This is a genomic window from Halalkalibacter oceani (assembly GCF_023715605.1).
GTDB classification, from domain to species: domain Bacteria; phylum Bacillota; class Bacilli; order Bacillales; family Bacillaceae_D; genus Halalkalibacter; species Halalkalibacter oceani.
The window spans coordinates 81,409-101,162 of sequence record NZ_JAMBOL010000011.1 but is presented as its reverse complement, the minus strand read 5'-3'; the positions used below and the strand labels follow the sequence as shown (position 1 = coordinate 101,162).

The window sequence follows — 19,754 nt, the reverse complement described above, 5'->3', positions numbered from 1 at the left end:
CCGCCACCACACTTTCCTACTCTCACTGTATCTGTTATTTTTTTCTCTCTGTATTACTGCCATTATACGTTGGAAAGAGTAGGGGAGCAAGGCTATCTTTCGCTATTCTCTTTGTCTCAGTCTTTTTTTCGCGGTAGAAGGAAATGATACAGATGCCACTTTTGTTTCCTTTCTATATAACAGCTGTAGACTATTTCCAATTAAGACAATTATCGCAAATGCAACCCATGAATAAGCAAAGGCCTGTGCCAGCGGCTCACCTTGAAAAGGGAGTAACGAAAAGCTGTAAAATAACATCAAAGCCGACAGCAAACAGCAAAGAAACGCCCGTTGGCGCATAATTGATCATCCTTTCTTTTTTGACTCTTTTTCCATACCTTATGCGGCCAATATGAAAAAAAGACCCCTGTCCAGGTCTTCATTCCAATGCCATGTAAAAAAAGAGGGGCTGCGAAAAAGGCTGGTTTCCCTTTTTGCATCCCCCCGTTTTTTTCTCCTATGTCGATCCGCTTTAAAGCTCGATTGATTCTCCCACTCCGAGAGCGAGACCTTTTTTGCCTGGCAGCTGTTCAGCAAACTGCTTGCCGTCCTGTTTGATTAACGGGAACGTATTGTAATGAATCGGTACGACCCGCTTCGCCTGCAGCCATTCCGCTGCGACCGCGGCGTCGTCAGGACCCATTGTAAAATTATCGCCAATTGGCAGGAAGGCGAGGTCGATCGTATTTCGTTCACCAATGACCTTCATGTCGCCAAATAAAGCGGTGTCTCCAGCATGAAAAATCGTTTTACCTTCCGTCGTCAATAAAATCCCGGCCGGCATCCCTGTATAAATAATTTTTTGCTCCTCTTCAATCGTAAACGACGAGCCATGGAAAGCCTGCGTTAATTTAACGGTGCCAAAATCAAATTCATGCGCACCGCCAATATGAAGCGGATGAGTGTTGACACCTTGCCAGCCTAGATACGCTGCGAGCTCGAACGGGGCGATTACAAGCGCATCATTTCGTTTCGCAAGCGCTACCGTATCACCAACGTGATCATTATGACCGTGCGTCAATAAAATCACATCAACCTCCACTTCATCGGCCTTTAAATCGGTTGTCCCATTTCCGGTAATAAAGGGATCGAAAATGATTTTCTTCCCCTTTGCTTCGACAAAAACAACTGAATGACCATGATAACTAACCTTCATTTGCATTCGCTCCTTTTTTGAAAAATAAATCAATTATGTAAGTAGATAGATGCAACAACAAATAACAAGCCATTCACCTATTTCTTTATACCGCATTGTATATTACTTAACCACACACCGGCTTGAATCCTGCCTGTTTACGAATCTTTTTTTTCGCCCGCCGAACTAAATAACGTTGCTTTTTTAACCCCGGATGTCTCTGACACATAATACGCTTCCAGCACGGCGCTCGGATCGACCGCCATGACAACCTCCTTCAGCTTCGGATAAACAAAGCGGTTCGTAATGCAATAAATGATTAATCGTTCATCACCTGTATAGCCGCCCTGTCCATACAGATAGGTGATCGACACATCAAGCTCCTTCAACAATTTTTGCCCGACTTTATGCGGCGTATCGGAAATAATCATCACCGATTTCCCCTGGTTTAACCCATCAAGCACAAAATCAATCATTTTCGAAACAATATAAAAAACAGCGACACTGAACATTGCCTGCTCAAGCGTAAAAACAAATGCCGCCCCGGTCAAAATAAACGCGTTGATCGCCAGCAAAAACGTACTGACCGGAATATGAAAGCGGCGCTGGGCCCAAATCGCAATCATTTCTGTCCCGTCCACGGCTCCCCCCGCTTTGACAACGAGGCCGACGCCGAGCCCCAAAAGCAGCCCACCGTAAAGGACAATCAGTACTTCAGAAGACGTAATCGCCAGCATCGGTCCAAGCCACGCAAGGGAAGCAGCCGTTATCACATTTGCATATAAAGTCCGAATGACAAAGGTTTTCCCCATAAAGCGGCCCGAAAACAATAAGGAAGGGATGTTCAGGGCTAAAAAACCGACCCAGATCGGCCAGGCAAACAGTTCATTTGCCATAATCGCGATCGCTGTCACTCCGCCGTCGACAAGTCCATTCGGAGCCAGAATCAGCTCAAGCCCTGCCGCTACAAATACCGAACCAATCGTTAAAAGTAAATAATGAAAAAAAGTTCTCATTCCGCTGCTCCTCTACCCTTAGTTAGCTTAATTTTACCATATTCTTTCGGATGAAGAATAATCGGAACAAAGCGAACTTTCTCATTTGAACCGGCCGAAGCGCATTTCTGAAACAGAAAAAACCCCAAAGGCTAAAAAAACCTTTGGAGACATCCTTGAGAATGGATAATAGAGCCTGCCTTTTGTGACAGGCTTTTCCTGTTGCGAACGTCCGCTATTCCGGTTTATGCCACACCCATGTAAAAAGCTTTCCTTCCCCGTTCATATAACGAATGTCGACGCTCTCCGCTTTTGGGTAGAGCGATTGCTGAATTCGCGATACAAGCTCTTCAATCGTCGCTCTTTCATCGAGGTTGATTTTCTCCAGTACACGCTCGACTTCTTCCTTCGCTTTTTCTCCTTTGATTACCCGTTCCCCCGATTCAAACTCATAATGATTCGGACTATCATATTCCCATTGATGTTCGATGCCATTTTCGATAATCGTCAGCCGGAATGAAAAGCTTTCCATCAGCTCTGTGCCGGCAGCATAGACAGGAGAGCTTGCAAGCAAAAAGGCCATTCCAAGAAAGAGCATCCACATTTTTTTCAATTGTTATCACCTCGATAGTAAGGTGCGTTAAAAATGGAATATTATACATCCTAACGATAACGGTGTATGACATCCACCCCTCCGGTTACTTCCAGCACCGTTCCCGTCACCATATCGGCATCCTCTTCGCAAAGAAAGAGAATCGAGCGGGCGATGTCCTCCCCCGTGCCTGAGCGCCCAATTGGCGTCTCTCTGTCAGGGTGCTGACGTGCCTCGGCAATCGTCGCTTCCTTCATTTCTCCTAAAATATTTCCCGGACATACCATGTTGGCGGTAATCCCATATTCCGCTTCCTCAATCGAAACAGTTTTCATCAACGAAACAAGGCCGACTTTAGCGGCCGCATAGGCGGAGCGGTACAGCCATCCCGGGGCGCTGTTCGCTCCCTGGAAGCCATATGCAATAATTCTGCCGAATCGCTGCTTTCTCATAATGGGTACGATTTTTTTTAAAAGATAAAAAAACGCACTCAAATTGCCGTCGATCATTTGATACCATTCTTCTTCCTCGTATTCAACGAGCTTTTTCCGTTCAAATACATACGGCCCCGCATTGTTGATCAACAGATCGATCCGCTGAAAACGGTTCATCGCTGCCTCAACAGCCCGATAAATATCAGCTTTCTTCGTTACGTCCGCCTGGATAAACTGGAGCCGGCCCTCATAGGCCAGCCAGCGTTCTTTCAGAACCCGAACAGCCTCTTGATCACTGCGAAACGTCACCGTCACAGAATAACCCTTTGCCAACAAGCTTTCCGTCACCTGCACTCCTAAGCCTTTTGTTCCTGCCGTAATAAAGGCATGACGCATGCAATTCCCTCCTATGTCCTTCAGTCTCCTCACCTTCTCGATCATACTATGTTTTTCCTCATTCGTTAAGAAAAGCGACTGCACGATTTTTTCTTAGGCTACCCAAAAAAGAGGCTGGAGTAAAAGGTGAAAACAACCTTTTACTCCAGCCTCTAAGCAATATGCGGGGCCGCCACGATCTTTTGAATGGGGCTCTCACAGCTTTTATTCTGCATTTAGTCGGCAAGGCATTGCTTGGCCTTTTCGAGCGCTGCTTTTACTTGTTCGAAACCAGTGCCGCCTGCGCTGTTCCGCCGGGCGACAACCGTCTTCGGCTGCAGCACCTCGTAAATATCTTTATCAAATAATGAGCTCGCCTCTTCGTAATCAGAAAATGGTAAATCAAGCAGAAAGACACCCTTCTGAATCGCGACAAGAACAAGCTTCCCGACAACTTCATGCGCTTCGCGGAACGGCATTCCTTTCGTCGCCAAATAATCGGCGAGTTCTGTCGCATTTGAGAAATCCTGGTGCACCGCTTTTTCCATTGTATCTGCATGAACCGTCAACGTCTCAATCATCCCGGCGAAGATATGTAAGGAGCCTTTTACGGTTTCCACCGTATCAAACATTCCTTCTTTATCCTCCTGCATGTCTTTATTGTAGGCAAGCGGAAGTCCTTTCAACGTCGTCAGCAAGGAAAAGAGGTTGCCATACACCCGCCCCGTTTTCCCGCGGATCAGTTCAGCCATATCCGGGTTTTTCTTCTGCGGCATAATGCTTGAGCCCGTCGCGAAGGCATCATCGATTTCAACGAACTGGAACTCCTGTGACGACCAGAGAATCAGTTCCTCACACAAGCGCGACAAATGCATCATCAGCATCGAGGCGTTGCTGAGAAATTCCACGATAAAATCACGGTCACTGACTGCATCGAGACTGTTTTCATAAATGCCGTCAAAGCCGAGCAATTCAGCCGTATACATCCGGTCAATCGGGAAGGTCGTTCCCGCGAGTGCCCCAGCGCCGAGCGGAGAGAGATTGACCCGCTTCATGCTGTCTTCAAACCGGCCCAAATCACGCTCAAGCATCCAAAAATAAGCGAGCAAATGATGAGCGAAGGAGACCGGCTGCGCCCGCTGCAAATGAGTATAGCCAGGAATCAGCGTCTCGACATGGACAGCCGCCTGATCGTATAACGCCTTTTGCAGTTTTTTCAGCGCGGTAGTAATTTCTTTTAGCTGGTTGCGTAAATAGAGGTGCATATCGGTCGCGACTTGGTCATTCCGGCTTCTTCCGGTGTGAAGCTTGCCGCCAACCGGCCCGATTTCATCAATCAGCATTTTCTCAAGATTCAAATGAATATCTTCCTGCTGCACGGAAAACTCGAGCTCGCCTTTTTCCGCTTTCTCACGCAATGTGCTCAAGCCCGCTTTAATTTGCTCGACTTCCTCCTGCGAAAGAATGCCACACTTTCCAAGCATTGTAACATGGGCTAGACTTCCTTCGATGTCTTCGTTGACCAGCGCCTGGTCAAAGCCGATTGATGCCCCGAAGGCATCAACCCACTCTTCTGCTGTTTTCGTAAATCGTCCACCCCAAAGCTTCGTCACTGTGTGACCTCCTTTTTCTCTTTGTTCACCATGCTGTGTACTTTTGTTGTCAGCCCCCATAAAGAGATAAAGCCGACCGCCGCACTATGATCAAATTCGTCGTCCGTGGAGTAAGTTGCGAGCTTCTCGTCGTAAAGGGAATAAGGTGATTTACGTCCTTCGACGATTGCGTGGCCTTTAAACAGCTTCACCCGAACCGTTCCTGTTACCGATTTTTGTGTTTCCTTTAAAAAGGCCTGTAATGCAGACTGGATTGGAGAGAACCAAAGCCCGTCATAAATCACTTCTGAAAGCTTCTTGCTAATGACCGGCTTGAAGTGCGCGACTTCCTTCGTCAACGTAATATCTTCAAGCTCTTTATGCGCTTTAATCAGCGTCATGGCTCCCGGGCATTCATACACTTCACGCGATTTAATGCCGACCAGTCGATTTTCAACATGGTCGATCCGGCCGACTCCGTGCTTACCCGCGACATGATTCAGCTCAAGGATTAACTGGTCAAGCTGATAGGAAACGCCGTTAAGCGTTACCGGTACCCCTTGTTCAAAGCCGATTTCGATGATTTCAGCCTGATCGGGTGTATCCTCAATCGCGGCTGTTAATTCATAGGCACCTTCAGGCGGTGTCGCCCACGGATCCTCCAAAATTCCGCACTCATTGGCACGCCCCCACAAGTTCTGGTCAACGGAATAAGGATTATCCAAATCAATCGGAATCGGAATATTGTTCTTCTTCGCGTATTCAATCTCTTCGTCACGAGACCATGCCCACTCACGTACCGGGGCCAGCACTTTTAAATGAGGATTCAATGCCTGAATCGACACTTCAAAGCGTACCTGGTCATTTCCTTTGCCCGTACATCCGTGCGCGACTGCTGAAGCTCCTGTCTGTTCAGCGATTTCCACGAGCTTCTTTGAAATCAAAGGACGTGACAATGCTGAAACTAGCGGATACTTTTCTTCATACATTGTATGAGCCTGAAGCGCCGGCAAAACAAATTCCTCGGCAAACTCTTTTTTCGCATCAATAGAATAGGATTCGATTGCACCGACATCAAGCGCCTTTTGCTTAACGAAGTCAAGGTCCTTTCCTTCGCCGACATCCAAGCCGACCGCGATCACATCATACCCTTTATCTGATAACCACTTAATAGCGACTGACGTATCCAAACCACCTGAATATGCTAGTACAACCTTCTCCCTCATTTTACATTCCTCCAATGAATAATAATACTCATAATATTATTTTTATACATTTCTGTGAAAAAAAAGAGCCGTCTTATTTTTTATGACTGCATAAAACCTAACTCATTTCTTATTAATATTCATTACTTTAACAGGGCTTATCGATTTTGGCAAGTGTTTATTCATCTATTTTTTATCTTTTTGTTTTCATTTTAACAAATGTCCGTTATCATCAACTGTATGGAAACGATTGTCGTAAATTATGAGGTGAATATACATGAGCATGACATTTCGCTATGACGCTCGTCTCGGTATCCCGCTGCCCGTGCTCTCATGCCGGTGGGAGGAAATCGAGCCAAATGTACAGGAAAGAATCCTGCTCGAATGGGAGGAAATCAGAGGCGCCATCCCGGATAAAGTGAAGGAGCTTGAACAGCAGATCGAAGCCGTTCATGCTGAAATGACGGAAGAAGAAGACTTTGAACGCTCTTGTGCCTTAAACCTAAAAATGGCTGAGCTTGCCTCTGTGATTAATGACCTGTGGATTTATTTCCGCACAACGCCGACTCTTTCAGCCTAAAAGAGACCTCCTTCATCCGGGGAGGTCTCTTTCTTATAGGGCTTGTACAACCCCTTCTTATTGCAGCAGTCTCCTCATCTGATAAAAGCGCTGTCCTACTTCAATTACTTGTTGAGTGAAGCGGTAATTGAGGCCGGCCCCGACCGCCATCCCTACTAAAGGCACGCCTTGCACCGTTTTTTTCCGTAACATGGCGATCATAAAGCTTTTTGCAACCTGGGCGAGCAATTGATCGAACCACTTTTGCTGAAAAATCGCGTCCTCTCCCTGATAAAAAACATCATCAGCCTGCTGTCCGACCTCAGCTAAAAGCTTATCCCACTCCGCTTTTTGGTAGGATTTCGGCAGCGTGGCCACATAAAGCAGTTTTAGAATATACACCATTTCAACCGGCTTTCTGCTGTCATATCCGTACACTTCCGCCAGCTGCTGTAAGGAACGGAGCTGAATGAAAGCCATCGCTGGTAAATCCAATGACAAAAGAAAGATTCCGCCCATTCCTGTCAGGCCGCCTTGCCCGAAGGCAAGCAGCCGTTGTTTCGCCATCAGCTGTTCGGCCAAATAATCGAGCTGCTCCAATGAAAGCTGCCGCAAGTCGGAAATCGTTGCGATATTGGCATCAAAAATTCGGGCATATTGAATCATCCGGCGCCGGTTTTCTTCGTGGGAACGGCTATGCTGGCTCCACGCTTGAAGGTGAAAGAGGCAGTCATCAACTTTGGCGAGCCATTTTTGCTTCCGTTTTTCCCCCAGTTGATTAATAAGCAGTTCCGTCCATTTATGATAAGACTTTGTGAAATCAGAGCTTTCCGCGGTAAAATACGTTTCTTCCCAGTCCTTTATTTCCTGCCAACGCTGCTCGATCCGCCTTTCCGTCATACCCTACTCCTCCTTGTTCCTTTGCTCCGTATACATTTTTCGTTTAAAAAGCGCTGAATAGGTCCATGGCTCGCGCGCATTTTCAGCGATCATTTCAAAGGTGTGCAGCTTCGTATTCAGCTGCTTAATAGAATGAAAAAAGAGAGCTTCAGCCGTCTTTGGAGAAACCGTACTTCCATAGCCGTCATCGACCTCTCCCATCTGACTGGCGACGCAATGCTTTAATGCTAACAGTTCGGGATCTTTCACAGAAATTCCTGCCTCCCTTGCCGCTTCGGAGATCAGCTCCAGGCCTAACGCAAGATGGCCAAGCATTTCTCCTTCTGTCGAATATTCAGGAGCAACCACTTCGGTGAAAACCTCGGTCTTTCCGATATCATGAAGCAAACAGGCAGCCAGGACAATGTCACGGTTGACAAACGGATAAAGCGGCAAGAGCTGATAGGCGCTTTGCGTGACTTGGACAATATGGTCAAGCAAACCTGCATAATAATGATAGTATGCTTTCGAAGCGGGGATCGTCGTCATTCGATCACGGATCGTTTTCTGACTGTACAGCTGCTTGACGATCGCGCTCAGCACCTCTGAGTGAATATCCTCCATCATCATCCTTAAATCATGCCACAGCTCTTCGCGTAAAACGCCTTTTCGCGAAATCAATTCGGAAACACTGACGCCATCCTCTTCTGTCGCCAGGCGGATCCGGCGGATGTTCACTTGCTTTTGTCCTTTATAGCTCGTGATCGTTCCTTCCAGCTTCACAACCGCTTTCCGCTGCAGCAAATTCCTTTGTTCAGCTGTCACATCCCACAGCCGGGCCGGGATCAGCTGAAGATTGCGTTCAAGAATAAAGTTGGCATACTCACTGCCGTTCGAGGCCTGCTTTATTTCGCGCTCCCGCAATAGAAAAAAACCCGAAATTACCTCTCCCTCTGCCATATCCAAAAAAGCTGACATACGAGCGCCTCCTCGCGATTGTTCTCATTACAACTCTATACCCTGCTTATCCTTTACTCACTCTCATTCTAGCGCTCCCTCCTTGACAAAGTAAAGGACTTGTCCCCAAAGGCCCATTTTCACCTTTTGGGACAAGTCCGAAGCAGCAAGAGCAGGAAGCATAATCAGGAATTTTTTATCCAGCCCGTGCCACAATACGAGCCGGGATCAGCCTTTTGAAAGCGCCCCTGTCAGCCTCACCGTATCGCGGGCTATCATCACTTCTTCATTTGTCGGGATAATCAGCACTTTAACAGGAGAATGCGGATAATTAATAAACGCTTCCTTGCCACGGACTTTGTTCAAGCTTGGATCCCAATACACGCCCATGAATTCAAGTCCGGTCAAGACACGCTCTCTGATTACATCGCTATTTTCACCAATCCCCGCTGTGAAAATAATGGCGTCAACCCCGCTCATTCTCGCGGCATAAGAGCCGATATATTTGTGAATACGTGAAGTAAACACGTCAAGCGCCAGCTTCGCCCGTTTGTTGCCGGCAGCAGCTTCACTTTCGATATCACGCAAATCACTGGAAAAACCCGACACACCCAGCAATCCGCTTCTTTTATTCAATGTTTCAAGCACCTCATGGGCATCTTGATTCGTTTTTTCCATAATGTAAGGAATCAGTGCCGGGTCAATATTTCCCGAACGCGTTCCCATTGTCACACCAGCCAGCGGGGTGAAGCCCATTGATGTATCAATCGACTTTCCACCTTTAATCGCAGCAATACTCGCTCCATTTCCAAGATGGCAGGAAAGCAGACGCAATTCCTCAATCGGCCGCCCTAACAACTCGGCCGCCCTCTGGGAGACATATTTATGAGATGTTCCGTGAAAGCCGTATTTGCGAATGCCGTATTTTTTGTAATAATCATACGGCAAGCTGTAAAGAAACGCGCTTTCCGGCATCGTTTGATGAAACGCCGTATCAAACACCGCTACAGCCGGCACATCCGTCAGAATTCCCTTAAACGCCTGGATGCCGACGAGATTGGCCGGATTATGAAGGGGAGCCAGCTCAGACACTTCTTTAATGCCTTCGATTACTTCCTCGGTCAATAAGACTGAATCATTAAACTTTTCTCCGCCGTGAACGACGCGATGACCGATTCCTTCAATATCGGAAAGAGAGTCGATGATTCCGAGTCCTGTCAGCCTTTCAAGCAGAATTTTTACCGCAACCGAATGATTGGCGACTTCAAGATGTTCCTCGTGCTTTTCCCCATTTACTTCAATCGAAAATACTCCTTCTTCAAGGCCGATTCGTTCAAACAGACCCTTCGTCACGACCTTTTCCTCAGGCATATATAAAAGCTGGAACTTCAATGATGAACTTCCCGCATTAATTGCAATAATATTTGCCACTCATGAACAGCTCCTTTTTAATAAAGACGACACTTCCTTTCCATTTAAGCACCGGTATACGCTAATTTCAAGTGAATCCTCGTATTTACAAGCGCTTTCTCGTGAATTCTTTATTTTCTGAATTGAGCATACAGCCTGCTTCAAAAAAAGATGCACAGCAAAGGGTGTAGGTTTCCTTTGCTGCACATCCGCTTTGTGATGGATTACGCCATTCCCAATTGTTCTTTGTACCATTTGTTAATCTGCTCAATCATATCGGCGAGAGCCTGTTTATTAGAAAAAGAAGGAAGCTCTGCTAACAGCGCCTGCTGCGGCTGGTGTACGCCTTCCCCTTTCTTTTGCAGCATGAAAATACTGCGGCCGAACGTTTCCGACTGAAACATGCTCTTTGGAAGCTGGAGCAAGCCGAGAATGTTTGCTTGTTGTTTAATATACGTATGCAGACGGTCCGCCTGTTCACTTTCAAAGAGGAAATTCGGAACAACGAAATACAAAAAGCCGCCGTCCTTTGTTTGCTGAATCGCCTGTTCAATCATTAAATGATGAAGAAAGGAATGCCCCTCTTCTGCCTGAAGGTGATAGCTTTTCGCTACATCATCCTTCGGGTAAAAGCCAACTGGCAAATCGGTGACGACAAGGTCAACCTGCGGGAAGGCGAGCGGCTCGATACTGTCCTGGTGAAACAGATCAAGTGCGTTTTCCTGCAAGTTGGCACTGACATAGGCGAGCTTGACCAAAGTCTCATCCACCTCGAACCCGCGGGCAGCCAACGGCTGTATGGCGTTATTCAGTAATGCGTGGACGAGATTTCCCGATCCGGCGGCAAGGTCGAGCAAGCTGGCTGGTTCTTTTCTTTGCTGTAATCCTTTATTCACTAAATAGCTTAAAAACAAGCAAACGGCATCAGGCGTCATAGAATGGTGCGGCTGAACAGCCCCTTTCATTCCTCTTAGCACGGCAAGCTGAAATGCCTTCCGCACTTCTTCCTTGTCAAATGCCTGCTCACTGAGCTTCTCTACTTGATTCAAAAGCCATTTCTGTTGCTCCGGTTCAAGCGGCTGACAAACTTCCTGCCGGAACAGATTCTCTCCTGCCTCTGCCACCCCTTCAAGATAGGTGCAATCCCAATGCTTCTCCAAATACAAAGCCGCTTCATCCAAATATTGATACAAACTTTCCACACGTCGATCTTTCATCTACTTCCCACCTTCATAAGCTTCCACTTTCTTCTATTGTAACAGAAAGAAAAGGCTGTCCCAAAGGCTTCACCCTTTAAGACAACCTCATTTCCTCATCCTCTTCTTTCCTAAGCTTTACTTTGCTGCTTTTGCAGCTTCCAGCGCCGCTTCGTAATCAGGATGATTTGTAGCCTCTGCTACATATTCTGCATACGTTACCGTATCAGAGGAATCAACGACAAACACGGCTCTTGTTAAAAGGCGAAGCTCCTGAATCGCGACACCGTACGCTTGACCGAAAGAAAGATCACGATGATCAGAAAGCGTTTGAACATTCTCAATCCCGGCAGCGGCGCACCAGCGCTTTTGCGCAAACGGTAAATCAACGCTAATTGTTAGAATCTCGACATTTGGCAAGCCTGCCGCTTCTTCATTAAAACGACGGGTCTGCTGATCGCACACCCCTGTGTCAATGGAAGGAACAACACTGATAAGGCGCACCTTACCGCTAGTTGAAGCGAGTGTTACTTCAGATAAATCATTAGCAAGTACCGTAAAATCAGGAGCCTTTTCTCCTACTTTTACTTCATTGCCCAGCAATGTGATCGGATTGTTTTTAAACGTCACTTGTGCCATGCTGATTCCTCCTTTTTCGATTGGAAATATGTACATCCCTATCTTACACGAGAAAAGGAACCGCTGACAACAAAAGAGTATCCTGAATTTGGACACTGGCGACCTCGGCGCTTCATTTTGCCACAAACCCGTTGTGAGACATCCACTCACAACGGGTTTTCACATCATAGCGGTTGGACGAAGCCGCTGTCCTCTTTGACAACCTTCGCGCCTTTTTACAACTATACCGGCGGCTGATCGTGGCGGGGTTGCTGATAATGGTTCTGCTGCTGTCCTGTCTGATAGCTTGAATTTGTTTGCTGTTGATTCGAACTGAGCATCTGCTGGATTTTTTCCACTACTTGCGGAGCAAAGTCCAGCAGCTTTTCATAAAGGTGAGTGTTGCTGTCAAGATGCACCATTTTCACCCCGTGGCTGTTTACAACTAAAAAGGCAATCGGCGTTATCGAAACACCGCCACCGCTACCGCCGCCAAACGGATGTCCGGTATCATGCTCGTCACCATGATGAGAAGATTCAATCACAAACTCGCTCCCACCGGCCGCAAAGCCGAAACCAACCTTTGAGACAGGCATAATGACGCTGCCGTCCGGGGTTTCAACGGGATCACCGATAATTGTATTCACATCGACCATTTCTTTTAAATTTTCCATTGCTGTTTTCATTAAGCCTTGAATCGGATGATCTGACATTTTTTCTTCCTCCTGTCGTTACATAGTTTCTTGAACCGCGTCCTTTTCGGACCTTGTCGGCCTTTGTTTCCAATGCTTAAGCAGCATTAGACCTGCAACGATAGCATGTCCGATTCGAAAGGAAATCATGCATGAAAAGGAAACTTGCGTGATCACTTCCTGAAACCGCGGATCCACTCTGAGCTTCGGAAGCTGCTTGACTTTTACATAATGTGACAAAAGGCCAATCATGCTCCCTTTCAATCCCCAGATCACCCCGCTTAGCTGAGCGGTCATGGCCGCTTCTCCCACTCCAAAGGCAGTATACCAATGAAGCTGTTTGAGCGAAACATGGCGAAGGAACCGCTTCATAATTTGATGAAGACCGACGACATGATGCACTAGATCGTTCAATAAGCGAAAATCATTCAATAACGTATTGATCGTAAATGCCTGTGTCTTATCTGATTTTTTCGGTCCCATCTCCTGCTCTTCCCTGACGATTAAAGAAAGAGACGTATCATCGAGCTGAATAACCGGAGCTGAGAACGTATAGACGCGCATCCCCCAAACACGAACAGCTACCTCAAGCAAATCATCATCCTTCAAATGACGATAAATGATCGAGATTGTCAGCTTCGTAATCATGATGAGGACAAGCAGCAGGACTAGAATGAGTAAAATAATCAGGAACCAGCGCATGTCATTCTCCTTAGCAGCATAATGTCGAAATGTCCCTATTTTGCCCTTTTCCTGGTAAATTAAACGAAAAGGGGATGAGACAAAAGGTTGTTTTCCCTTTTGCTCATCCTCCCTAAGCAGCGGGCGACGTTCGCGCATCTTTTTAAGGCTGGAAGGAAAGTGGGGGTTCATTCCTTCCAGACGCGCGCAGAACGAAGCCACCGTTCTCTTTTCATCCCCTTTTATTTCACTGAACAGGCTGGTAAATCATCTGTTCCGGCTCTTTCTCCTGAATGACAAACGTATCGGCGACCATGTCATGCAAGCCTTGTTTGCGTGCGGTGAACGCCACGGTCACATACAGAATTTGCAAAAAGAAAAAGATATGGTGCAGCAGGCGGCCGACACCTTCCCGAAATAGGATTTGCCCCCAGGTTAACGGCAGACCATTGACGGAAACCACCCGTAACCCGAAAACCATTTTGCCGATCGTCTGTCCGGTAACCTTTGTCATGATCGCAAAATAAAGGAAAAACAGCAACGCCGTAAGCACGGTCTGCCCGCTAAAGAACGTGATCGTTATGTCTCCCCCACCTGCCAAACGCCAGAGAGGGGTGAGGAGTAAACCATTTATTGCATAAACCGTTACAAGATCAAGCAGGAAAGCCCACAGTCTCAGCCAAAAGCCGGCCAAATAGTAAGGCGCCTCCACTGCTTCCGGCTGCATGACATGTTCCCGCTCTTGCTTGCGCTGCATCGCCCGATGACGCAGTTTGCCATTTACCGTTCGTCTTCCATCAGAACGTGGTCGTTGCTCCACTTTCCTTCAGCTCCTCCCTTAATTTGTATAAAGATACTTTAACGTTGGCGAGCGATGCTCCGCCAATAAACGGTGAAGCCCGGCAAGCTCATCCTCTGATGACAGCATTCTGTTTACCGACATTGAAAAAAGCTGAGAAAACCCAAGACTTGATTCATATTGAACAACGCTGTAATCCGCCCCTAAATAGTCCTTCATTGCCGCGATTGTATCATCGAGGCTTCCCAGCTGATCGACGAGGTTTAATTCCAGCGCCTGCGCGCCACTGTAAATGCGGCCATCCGCAAGCCGGCGAACCTCATCCTCAGCCATGCCCCGGCCGTTAGCGATTACAGCGACAAATTCATCGTAGGATTCGTCAATTAAAGCCTGTAATATCGCTCGGTCTTCCTCTGTCATCTCGCGAGTCGCAGACATAATATCCTTATACGGTCCACTCTTGATCGTATTCACTTTCACCCCATAGTTCTCCGCTAATTCGGCTACATTGATCGATTCCATAATCACACCAATTGAACCGGTAATCGTCTGTGGACTGGCGACAATTTGCGTTGCCGGCGCGGCAATGTAATACCCGCCTGAAGCGGCCATGCTCCCCATCGAGACAAAGACCGGCTTCCCATACTCCTCCTGCGCTTCGATAATCTTCTCATGAATTTCGGCGCTCTCGACTACACCGCCTCCTGGTGTGTTGACCCGTAATACAATGCCTTCCACAGCAGGATCCTTGGCGGCATGCTCTAATTGTGACAGCAGCAGGCGGTGATTATAGCTTGACGTTTGCAGCCATCCTGTTTCACCGTTATCCTGTATGACGCCATTTACATCGAGCAACGCAATAAAGCCGCTCCCATCTTCCCCTCGTTCGACAATTGTTTCTTCCCATTGATTCCCGCCCGGCATTCCCCAGGCCGTTGATTCAGAAAAAATTGTGGCAGTCGCTACATTCATTGCAGCAGAAGCCACTAACAGCATCGCTACTGCAATTAAAGCCAACCAGCGTTTTCGGCTCATTCTTCCACTCCCTTACATGTTTCATCTTTTTTACCATCGTTCATGATACCATACAATCTGTCGTCTGACAGTTACGATTTAGCATCGTTATCCCCGCCCCGGGTATAGACGACCGTGTTATCGACAACCGTCATCATTACGTTAGCCTTCACAATCTGATCCGGCTCGCACGTAAACAAATTCGTGTCAAGCACCGTAAAATCAGCTGTAAACCGAGGTGCGATTTGTCCCCTTTCCTTCTCTTTGTTACTCGCATAGGCGCTGCCCCGGGTAAAAAGCGTCACTGCTTCAAATACAGAAAGCTTCTGCTCCGGCAGGTAGCCTTCATGCGTCTCGCCGGCTTTTCTGCGCGTCACTGCGGCATGAATGCCGAGCAAAGGATCAACCGGCTCAATCGGCGCGTCCGAACCGCCGGCGCAATGCAAGCCTCGGGCCAACAGACTCTTCCAGGCGAATGAGTGCGGCAGCCTGTCATAACCAAGACGCTCCATGACCCATGGAAAGTCTGAAACGACGAAGCGGGGCTGAATATCAAGCACAACAGGGAGCTTCGTCATTTGCTCGACTAACTCGTCATTAACAACTTGAACATGAATCAAGCGGTCTCTGCCTTCGCCGTCTGCCAACGGATACGATTGAATTGCTGCCAGCGAAAGGGCCAATGCTTGATCGCCAATTGTATGAAGCGCGACCGGACGTCCTTTCGCTCGGGCCAGCTTGACAAGCTTCAGCAGCTCTTCTTCCGTATGGATCGCCACACCGGACGTTGACGGATCATCCGTATACGGATCGCGAAGCAGCGCGGTCCTGCCGCCAAGAGCGCCATCGACGAAGATTTTAACCGCGCCCAGCTCCAAAAACGGGCTGATTTCCCGCTCTTTGACCCCTGCTGCCTCCATCTCGGCGAGCGCCTCATGATGAATAAGCAGATGGGCGCGGAATTTTCGCCGTTTGCCGTCGATTACTTCCTGAAACTGTTTAAATGTCCGCAAGAAGCCGCCATAATAAAATAGATCCTCCGTATGTCCGCCGACGAGTCCGAGCTTTACTACATCATCTACAGCTGTCATCAACGCCCTGCGTATGTATTCCTCTGATACCGGTGGGATCACTTGCTTGATCAATTCCGTCGCCGTATCTAATAAATAGCCTGTCGGTTCCCCTTGATGATCCCGGACAATCACTCCCCCGGGCGGATCGGGAGTCGCGCTTGAAATGCCCGCCCGCTTTAATGCTTCACTGTTGACCAGCGCGGCATGGCGGCAAATCCTGCTCAAATACATCGGCTGATCGGGAGCGATTTCATCGAGCTCAGAGCGGTGAAAAATTTTCCGGTCGCTGAAATTGTTTTCATTCCAGCCTTCAGCAAAAAGCCACTCGTCCTCTTTGTTCTCCAGCACCTTTTTCCGCAAAAGCTGTTTCATTTCCGCTGCCGAGGCCACTTCTGACAAATCAAGCCGAAGCAGCTTTTCCCCATGCCCGATCAGATGAAGATGGCTGTCGACAAAGCCCGGATAGACAAACGCACCGCCAACATCCCGCCTTGACGTCATTCGATCTTTATATTGCCGCTCAAGCTTCTCCGTTTCTCCGACAGCTTGAATTAATCCATTTTCGACATAAACGGCTTCTGCCACTTCCCCTTCTTGGCTCATCGTAAAAAAGGTTCCGTTGTGCCATAAGGTTCCCATCCGCATTCTCCTTTCCCCTTCATATTCACCTACTATCGTGCCAGATAGAATGAGAAGATGCAACGCAAAGAGGGCGCCCGGTTAGGACACCCTCTGGAAGCCAATACTATATTATTGTTGTTGGAAACCACCCATTTGTTGTTCAGCCATTTGAACAAGACGCTTTGTGATCTCTCCTCCTACAGAACCGTTGGCACGAGAAGTAGAGTCAGCTCCTAGTTGCACACCAAATTCTTGTGCAATTTCATATTTCATTTGATCTAAAGCTTGTTGTACACCTGGTACAAGTAATTGATTGCTGTTACCGCTGTTGTTGCTTGCCATGTGTCTCACCTCCTTCTGTACTCATAGAATGAGTCGAAAGGGCAGAAAACATGCAAACAGCTTAATGGTAATTAATGCAAATTCATTTAAGAAAAAAAGCGGCGTGCGGATTCGCTATAGCCTTTTTTGTAACTCGAAGAAGAGTAATCGCTACGCTCATTACGAGTCACCGGAAATTCTTTTTGATTTTTTAAAACAGTTCTTCGATTTCTTCCTGGGCTTTTGTATAACTTGTAATCGTAATTTGCTCCGTTCTTTCGACAGCATCGTTGACATACTTCTCAGTCTCGACAAACTGCTCGAATTTATGGGCCTGATCGCGTCTCGGTCTCGTTTTTGAATCAGGCGGCAAAAAGATCGTACAGCAATCTTCATATGGAAGAATGGAAATATCATAGGTGTCGATGCGTCTGGCGATTTCAATCACTTCCAATTTATCCATTGTAATCAGTGGACGAATAATCGGTAAATTCGTCACTTCATTAATGGTGTTCATGCTGTGCAGCGTTTGACTGGCGACCTGCCCAAGACTTTCCCCTGTCGCCAAAGCGAGAATCTTTCGTCGTTCAGCAATTTTTTCGCTGATTCTCAGCATCATCCTGCGCATAATCGTCATTTGAAAATTACTTGGCACTTCCTGATGAATATGCTTTTGCATTTCGGTAAAAGGGACGAGGTGAACGACGACGCTGCTGCCAAACTTTGTTAACGTTTTCGCGAGGTCGAGCACCTTTTGCTTCGCCCTTTCATTCGTATACGGCGGACTGTGAAAATGAATCGCTTCAATTCTTGTCCCGCGCTTCATCGTCAAATAACCGGCGACCGGGCTGTCGATTCCGCCTGACAGAAGCAGCAACACTTTCCCTCCGGTTCCAACTGGCAGTCCCCCGGCTCCTTGATACGTCGCTGAAGTCAGATATGTCGCTGTTTCCCGTACTTCGAGGCGAATGTCTAAATCAGGCTGATGAACATCCACTTTCAATTGATCGGAGGAATGGGCCAGCACATAGCCGCCAACTTTGTGATTGAGCTGCTGCGTATCATATGGAAACTGCTTGTAAGCGCGCTTCGTTGTAATTTTAAATGTTTTTACCGGCGCTGGATGACTGTTCAACACCTCCAGCGCTCCTTTTTGAATCTCGGCAAGATCGTTCTCGACCATTAGCGCCAGGCTGAACGAATGAATCCCGAAAATATTTTGCAGCTTCTCGATGATCGCTTCATGATCTTCTCCGTTTAATTCAATGATGATCCGGCCGAATGTCCGCTTATAGCGCAAAGCGGGAAACATCTTCAAGCTCATTTTTATATTTTCCTGGAGATGCTTTTCAAAAAGGGAACGGTTCTTCCCCTTCAACGCAAGCTCTCCGACACGTACTAAAATATGATTATACTTCACGTTTTACAACCTCCAACAATTCAGGGATAACGGTTTGCAATTCCTTATTTAGCGCGGCGATCTCTACCTCTGTCGTTTCAAAAGACAGGCTTATCCGGATTCCCGCGCTTGCTCTGTCCTCGCCAAAGCCCATCGCGGTCAATATTTGACTCGGTGCGCTCAGCTTCGAGGAGCAGGCTGATTTTGTCGAGACGTAGATCTCCTTCTCACTTAATGATTGAACGAGGACCTCCGGCTTTATTCCCGGTACGGAAAAGTTAATGATATGCGGTGCGGCGCTGTCAATCTCAGGAGAATTGACATACACCCCTTCTATTTGATGCAGAACATCGCGCACTTGTCTGTTTTGCTGAACCAATTTCGCCAGCTTCTGTTCCTGCTGCTCAACCGTCATCCGTAACGCTTTGGCCATCGCCACAACACCGGCCACGTTTTCCGTTCCGGCGCGAATCCGGCCTTCCTGCTGACCTCCCTGAAAAAGTGGGCTCAGCTGCAGTCCCTTGCGGACATATAAAAAGCCCGTCCCCTTCATACCATGGAATTTATGGGCTGAACACGTGCATAGATCGACATTCGACGCTTTTACGTTCAACGGCACTTTCGTAATCCCTTGAACATGGTCGACATGATAATAGACTTTTGGATGGCCCGCGAGCCGCTTTCCAATTTCTTCAATCGGCTGAATCGTACCGACTTCATTATTGACATGGATCAGAGAAACGAGAATCGTATCCGGCCGCAGCGCCCGGCTGACATCATCAGGCTCCACTCGCCCTTCCTCCGTTACAGGCAAATACGTCACTTCAAATCCTTCACGCTCAAGCTGCCGGAAGCTTTCCAGCACAGAAGGATGCTCCACCTGACTCGTGATCACATGCTTCCCGTGCGTGCTTCGGGCATAAGCTGTCCCTTTGATCGCTAAACTGTTGCCTTCTGTTCCCCCGGAAGTAAAGATAATTTCCTGTGCCTCGACCTCAAGCAAATCAGCAATCCGGTTTCGCGCTTCTATCAGCAAATTTTCGGCTTGCATCCCCAATGAGTGCAGCGATGAAGGATTGCCGAAATAACGTGTTGCCACCTTCATATATGCTTCTGCCACATCTTTATATGGTTGTGTTGTCGCGCTGTTATCTAGATAAATCATCTG

General features: G+C 47.6%; 20 protein-coding genes. 1 reads left to right on the top strand and 19 read right to left on the bottom strand.

What is annotated here, in order from left to right; all coding sequences use genetic code 11:
- Window positions 1-511: 511 nt before the first annotated feature.
- The 6 genes from M3202_RS13160 to M3202_RS13135 form a co-directional block, all read right to left on the bottom strand.
- Complete coding sequence (locus M3202_RS13160; protein ID WP_251223798.1) at window positions 512-1,195, bottom strand: metal-dependent hydrolase; 684 nt, start codon at window positions 1,193-1,195, stop codon at window positions 512-514.
- A 137-nt stretch (window positions 1,196-1,332) separates the two neighbouring features.
- Window positions 1,333-2,190 carry a YitT family protein gene (locus tag M3202_RS13155; RefSeq protein WP_251223797.1) on the bottom strand — a complete coding sequence of 286 codons (858 nt, stop codon included), beginning with the start codon at window positions 2,188-2,190 and terminating at the stop codon, window positions 1,333-1,335.
- Between the two features lie 214 nt (window positions 2,191-2,404).
- Window positions 2,405-2,782 carry a hypothetical protein gene (locus tag M3202_RS13150; protein WP_251223796.1) on the bottom strand — a complete coding sequence of 126 codons (378 nt, stop codon included), beginning with the start codon at window positions 2,780-2,782 and terminating at the stop codon, window positions 2,405-2,407.
- Between the two features lie 50 nt (window positions 2,783-2,832).
- The gene (locus M3202_RS13145; protein WP_349775619.1) at window positions 2,833-3,636 is read right to left on the bottom strand and encodes an SDR family oxidoreductase; all 804 of its coding nucleotides are present in this window, start codon (window positions 3,634-3,636) and stop codon (window positions 2,833-2,835) included.
- A 170-nt stretch (window positions 3,637-3,806) separates the two neighbouring features.
- Window positions 3,807-5,183, bottom strand: a complete 1,377-nt coding sequence (argH, locus tag M3202_RS13140; RefSeq protein WP_251223794.1) for an argininosuccinate lyase — start codon at window positions 5,181-5,183, stop codon at window positions 3,807-3,809.
- Window positions 5,180-6,388 (bottom strand): argininosuccinate synthase, encoded by a 1,209-nt coding sequence (locus tag M3202_RS13135; protein WP_251223793.1) that lies wholly within the window; start codon window positions 6,386-6,388, stop codon window positions 5,180-5,182. The genes argH and M3202_RS13135 overlap by 4 nt, the downstream gene beginning before the upstream one ends.
- A 256-nt stretch (window positions 6,389-6,644) precedes the next feature.
- Here M3202_RS13135 and M3202_RS13130 point away from each other — a divergent pair, with 256 nt between their 5' ends.
- A complete protein-coding gene (locus M3202_RS13130; RefSeq protein WP_251223792.1) occupies window positions 6,645-6,947 on the top strand; it encodes a hypothetical protein in 303 nt (100 codons plus the stop codon).
- A gap of 57 nt (window positions 6,948-7,004) precedes the next feature.
- Here the strand turns inward: M3202_RS13130 and M3202_RS13125 are convergent, their stop codons facing one another.
- From M3202_RS13125 to M3202_RS13065, 13 genes are all read right to left on the bottom strand, one after another.
- Complete coding sequence (locus M3202_RS13125; RefSeq protein ID WP_251223791.1) at window positions 7,005-7,826, bottom strand: EcsC family protein; 822 nt, start codon at window positions 7,824-7,826, stop codon at window positions 7,005-7,007.
- Window positions 7,827-7,829: 3 nt separating this feature from the next.
- Window positions 7,830-8,783, bottom strand: coding sequence for a 3'-5' exoribonuclease YhaM family protein (locus M3202_RS13120; RefSeq protein ID WP_251223790.1), 954 nt, complete (start codon window positions 8,781-8,783; stop codon window positions 7,830-7,832).
- Window positions 8,784-8,990: 207 nt separating this feature from the next.
- A complete protein-coding gene (locus M3202_RS13115; protein WP_251223789.1) occupies window positions 8,991-10,193 on the bottom strand; it encodes an acetate kinase in 1,203 nt (400 codons plus the stop codon).
- Window positions 10,194-10,396: 203 nt separating this feature from the next.
- A complete protein-coding gene (locus M3202_RS13110) occupies window positions 10,397-11,389 on the bottom strand; it encodes a class I SAM-dependent methyltransferase (RefSeq protein WP_251223788.1) in 993 nt (330 codons plus the stop codon).
- Between the two features lie 117 nt (window positions 11,390-11,506).
- Window positions 11,507-12,007: a thiol peroxidase gene (tpx, locus tag M3202_RS13105; RefSeq protein WP_251223787.1), complete on the bottom strand. Its 501-nt coding sequence runs from the start codon at window positions 12,005-12,007 to the stop codon at window positions 11,507-11,509.
- Between the two features lie 221 nt (window positions 12,008-12,228).
- On the bottom strand, window positions 12,229-12,699 hold the full coding sequence (gene ytfJ, locus M3202_RS13100) for a GerW family sporulation protein (protein WP_251223786.1): 471 nt from the start codon (window positions 12,697-12,699) through the stop codon (window positions 12,229-12,231).
- An 18-nt stretch (window positions 12,700-12,717) separates the two neighbouring features.
- Window positions 12,718-13,380, bottom strand: coding sequence for a DUF2953 domain-containing protein (locus M3202_RS13095; RefSeq protein ID WP_251223785.1), 663 nt, complete (start codon window positions 13,378-13,380; stop codon window positions 12,718-12,720).
- A 226-nt stretch (window positions 13,381-13,606) separates the two neighbouring features.
- Window positions 13,607-14,179, bottom strand: a complete 573-nt coding sequence (locus M3202_RS13090) for an RDD family protein (protein WP_251223784.1) — start codon at window positions 14,177-14,179, stop codon at window positions 13,607-13,609.
- Between the two features lie 18 nt (window positions 14,180-14,197).
- On the bottom strand, window positions 14,198-15,193 hold the full coding sequence (gene sppA / locus M3202_RS13085; RefSeq protein ID WP_251223783.1) for a signal peptide peptidase SppA: 996 nt from the start codon (window positions 15,191-15,193) through the stop codon (window positions 14,198-14,200).
- A gap of 71 nt (window positions 15,194-15,264) precedes the next feature.
- Window positions 15,265-16,884 carry an amidohydrolase gene (locus tag M3202_RS13080; protein WP_251223782.1) on the bottom strand — a complete coding sequence of 540 codons (1,620 nt, stop codon included), beginning with the start codon at window positions 16,882-16,884 and terminating at the stop codon, window positions 15,265-15,267.
- 111 nt (window positions 16,885-16,995) lie between these two features.
- The gene (locus tag M3202_RS13075) at window positions 16,996-17,208 is read right to left on the bottom strand and encodes an alpha/beta-type small acid-soluble spore protein (protein WP_251192352.1); all 213 of its coding nucleotides are present in this window, start codon (window positions 17,206-17,208) and stop codon (window positions 16,996-16,998) included.
- Window positions 17,209-17,398: 190 nt separating this feature from the next.
- The gene (gene thiI, locus M3202_RS13070; RefSeq protein ID WP_251223781.1) at window positions 17,399-18,607 is read right to left on the bottom strand and encodes a tRNA uracil 4-sulfurtransferase ThiI; all 1,209 of its coding nucleotides are present in this window, start codon (window positions 18,605-18,607) and stop codon (window positions 17,399-17,401) included.
- Complete coding sequence (locus tag M3202_RS13065) at window positions 18,597-19,751, bottom strand: cysteine desulfurase family protein (protein WP_251223780.1); 1,155 nt, start codon at window positions 19,749-19,751, stop codon at window positions 18,597-18,599. Before M3202_RS13065 ends, thiI begins: the two co-directional genes overlap by 11 nt.
- Window positions 19,752-19,754 lie beyond the last annotated feature (3 nt).

What these genes read in the sequence shown, in the direction of transcription:
- M3202_RS13160 (WP_251223798.1), bottom strand. Translation starts at nt 1,195, where the DNA reads ATGAAGGTTAGTTATCATGGTCATTCAGTTGTTTTTGTCGAAGCAAAG.
- M3202_RS13155 (WP_251223797.1), bottom strand. Translation starts at nt 2,190, where the DNA reads ATGAGAACTTTTTTTCATTATTTACTTTTAACGATTGGTTCGGTATTT.
- M3202_RS13145 (WP_349775619.1), bottom strand. Translation starts at nt 3,636, where the DNA reads ATGATCGAGAAGGTGAGGAGACTGAAGGACATAGGAGGGAATTGCATG.
- M3202_RS13135 (WP_251223793.1), bottom strand. Translation starts at nt 6,388, where the DNA reads ATGAGGGAGAAGGTTGTACTAGCATATTCAGGTGGTTTGGATACGTCA.
- M3202_RS13130 (WP_251223792.1), top strand. Translation starts at nt 6,645, where the DNA reads ATGAGCATGACATTTCGCTATGACGCTCGTCTCGGTATCCCGCTGCCC.
- M3202_RS13125 (WP_251223791.1), bottom strand. Translation starts at nt 7,826, where the DNA reads ATGACGGAAAGGCGGATCGAGCAGCGTTGGCAGGAAATAAAGGACTGG.
- M3202_RS13120 (WP_251223790.1), bottom strand. Translation starts at nt 8,783, where the DNA reads ATGTCAGCTTTTTTGGATATGGCAGAGGGAGAGGTAATTTCGGGTTTT.
- M3202_RS13110 (WP_251223788.1), bottom strand. Translation starts at nt 11,389, where the DNA reads ATGAAAGATCGACGTGTGGAAAGTTTGTATCAATATTTGGATGAAGCG.
- tpx (WP_251223787.1), bottom strand. Translation starts at nt 12,007, where the DNA reads ATGGCACAAGTGACGTTTAAAAACAATCCGATCACATTGCTGGGCAAT.
- ytfJ (WP_251223786.1), bottom strand. Translation starts at nt 12,699, where the DNA reads ATGTCAGATCATCCGATTCAAGGCTTAATGAAAACAGCAATGGAAAAT.
- M3202_RS13095 (WP_251223785.1), bottom strand. Translation starts at nt 13,380, where the DNA reads ATGCGCTGGTTCCTGATTATTTTACTCATTCTAGTCCTGCTGCTTGTC.
- sppA (WP_251223783.1), bottom strand. Translation starts at nt 15,193, where the DNA reads ATGAGCCGAAAACGCTGGTTGGCTTTAATTGCAGTAGCGATGCTGTTA.
- M3202_RS13080 (WP_251223782.1), bottom strand. Translation starts at nt 16,884, where the DNA reads ATGGGAACCTTATGGCACAACGGAACCTTTTTTACGATGAGCCAAGAA.
- M3202_RS13075 (WP_251192352.1), bottom strand. Translation starts at nt 17,208, where the DNA reads ATGGCAAGCAACAACAGCGGTAACAGCAATCAATTACTTGTACCAGGT.
- M3202_RS13065 (WP_251223780.1), bottom strand. Translation starts at nt 19,751, where the DNA reads ATGATTTATCTAGATAACAGCGCGACAACACAACCATATAAAGATGTG.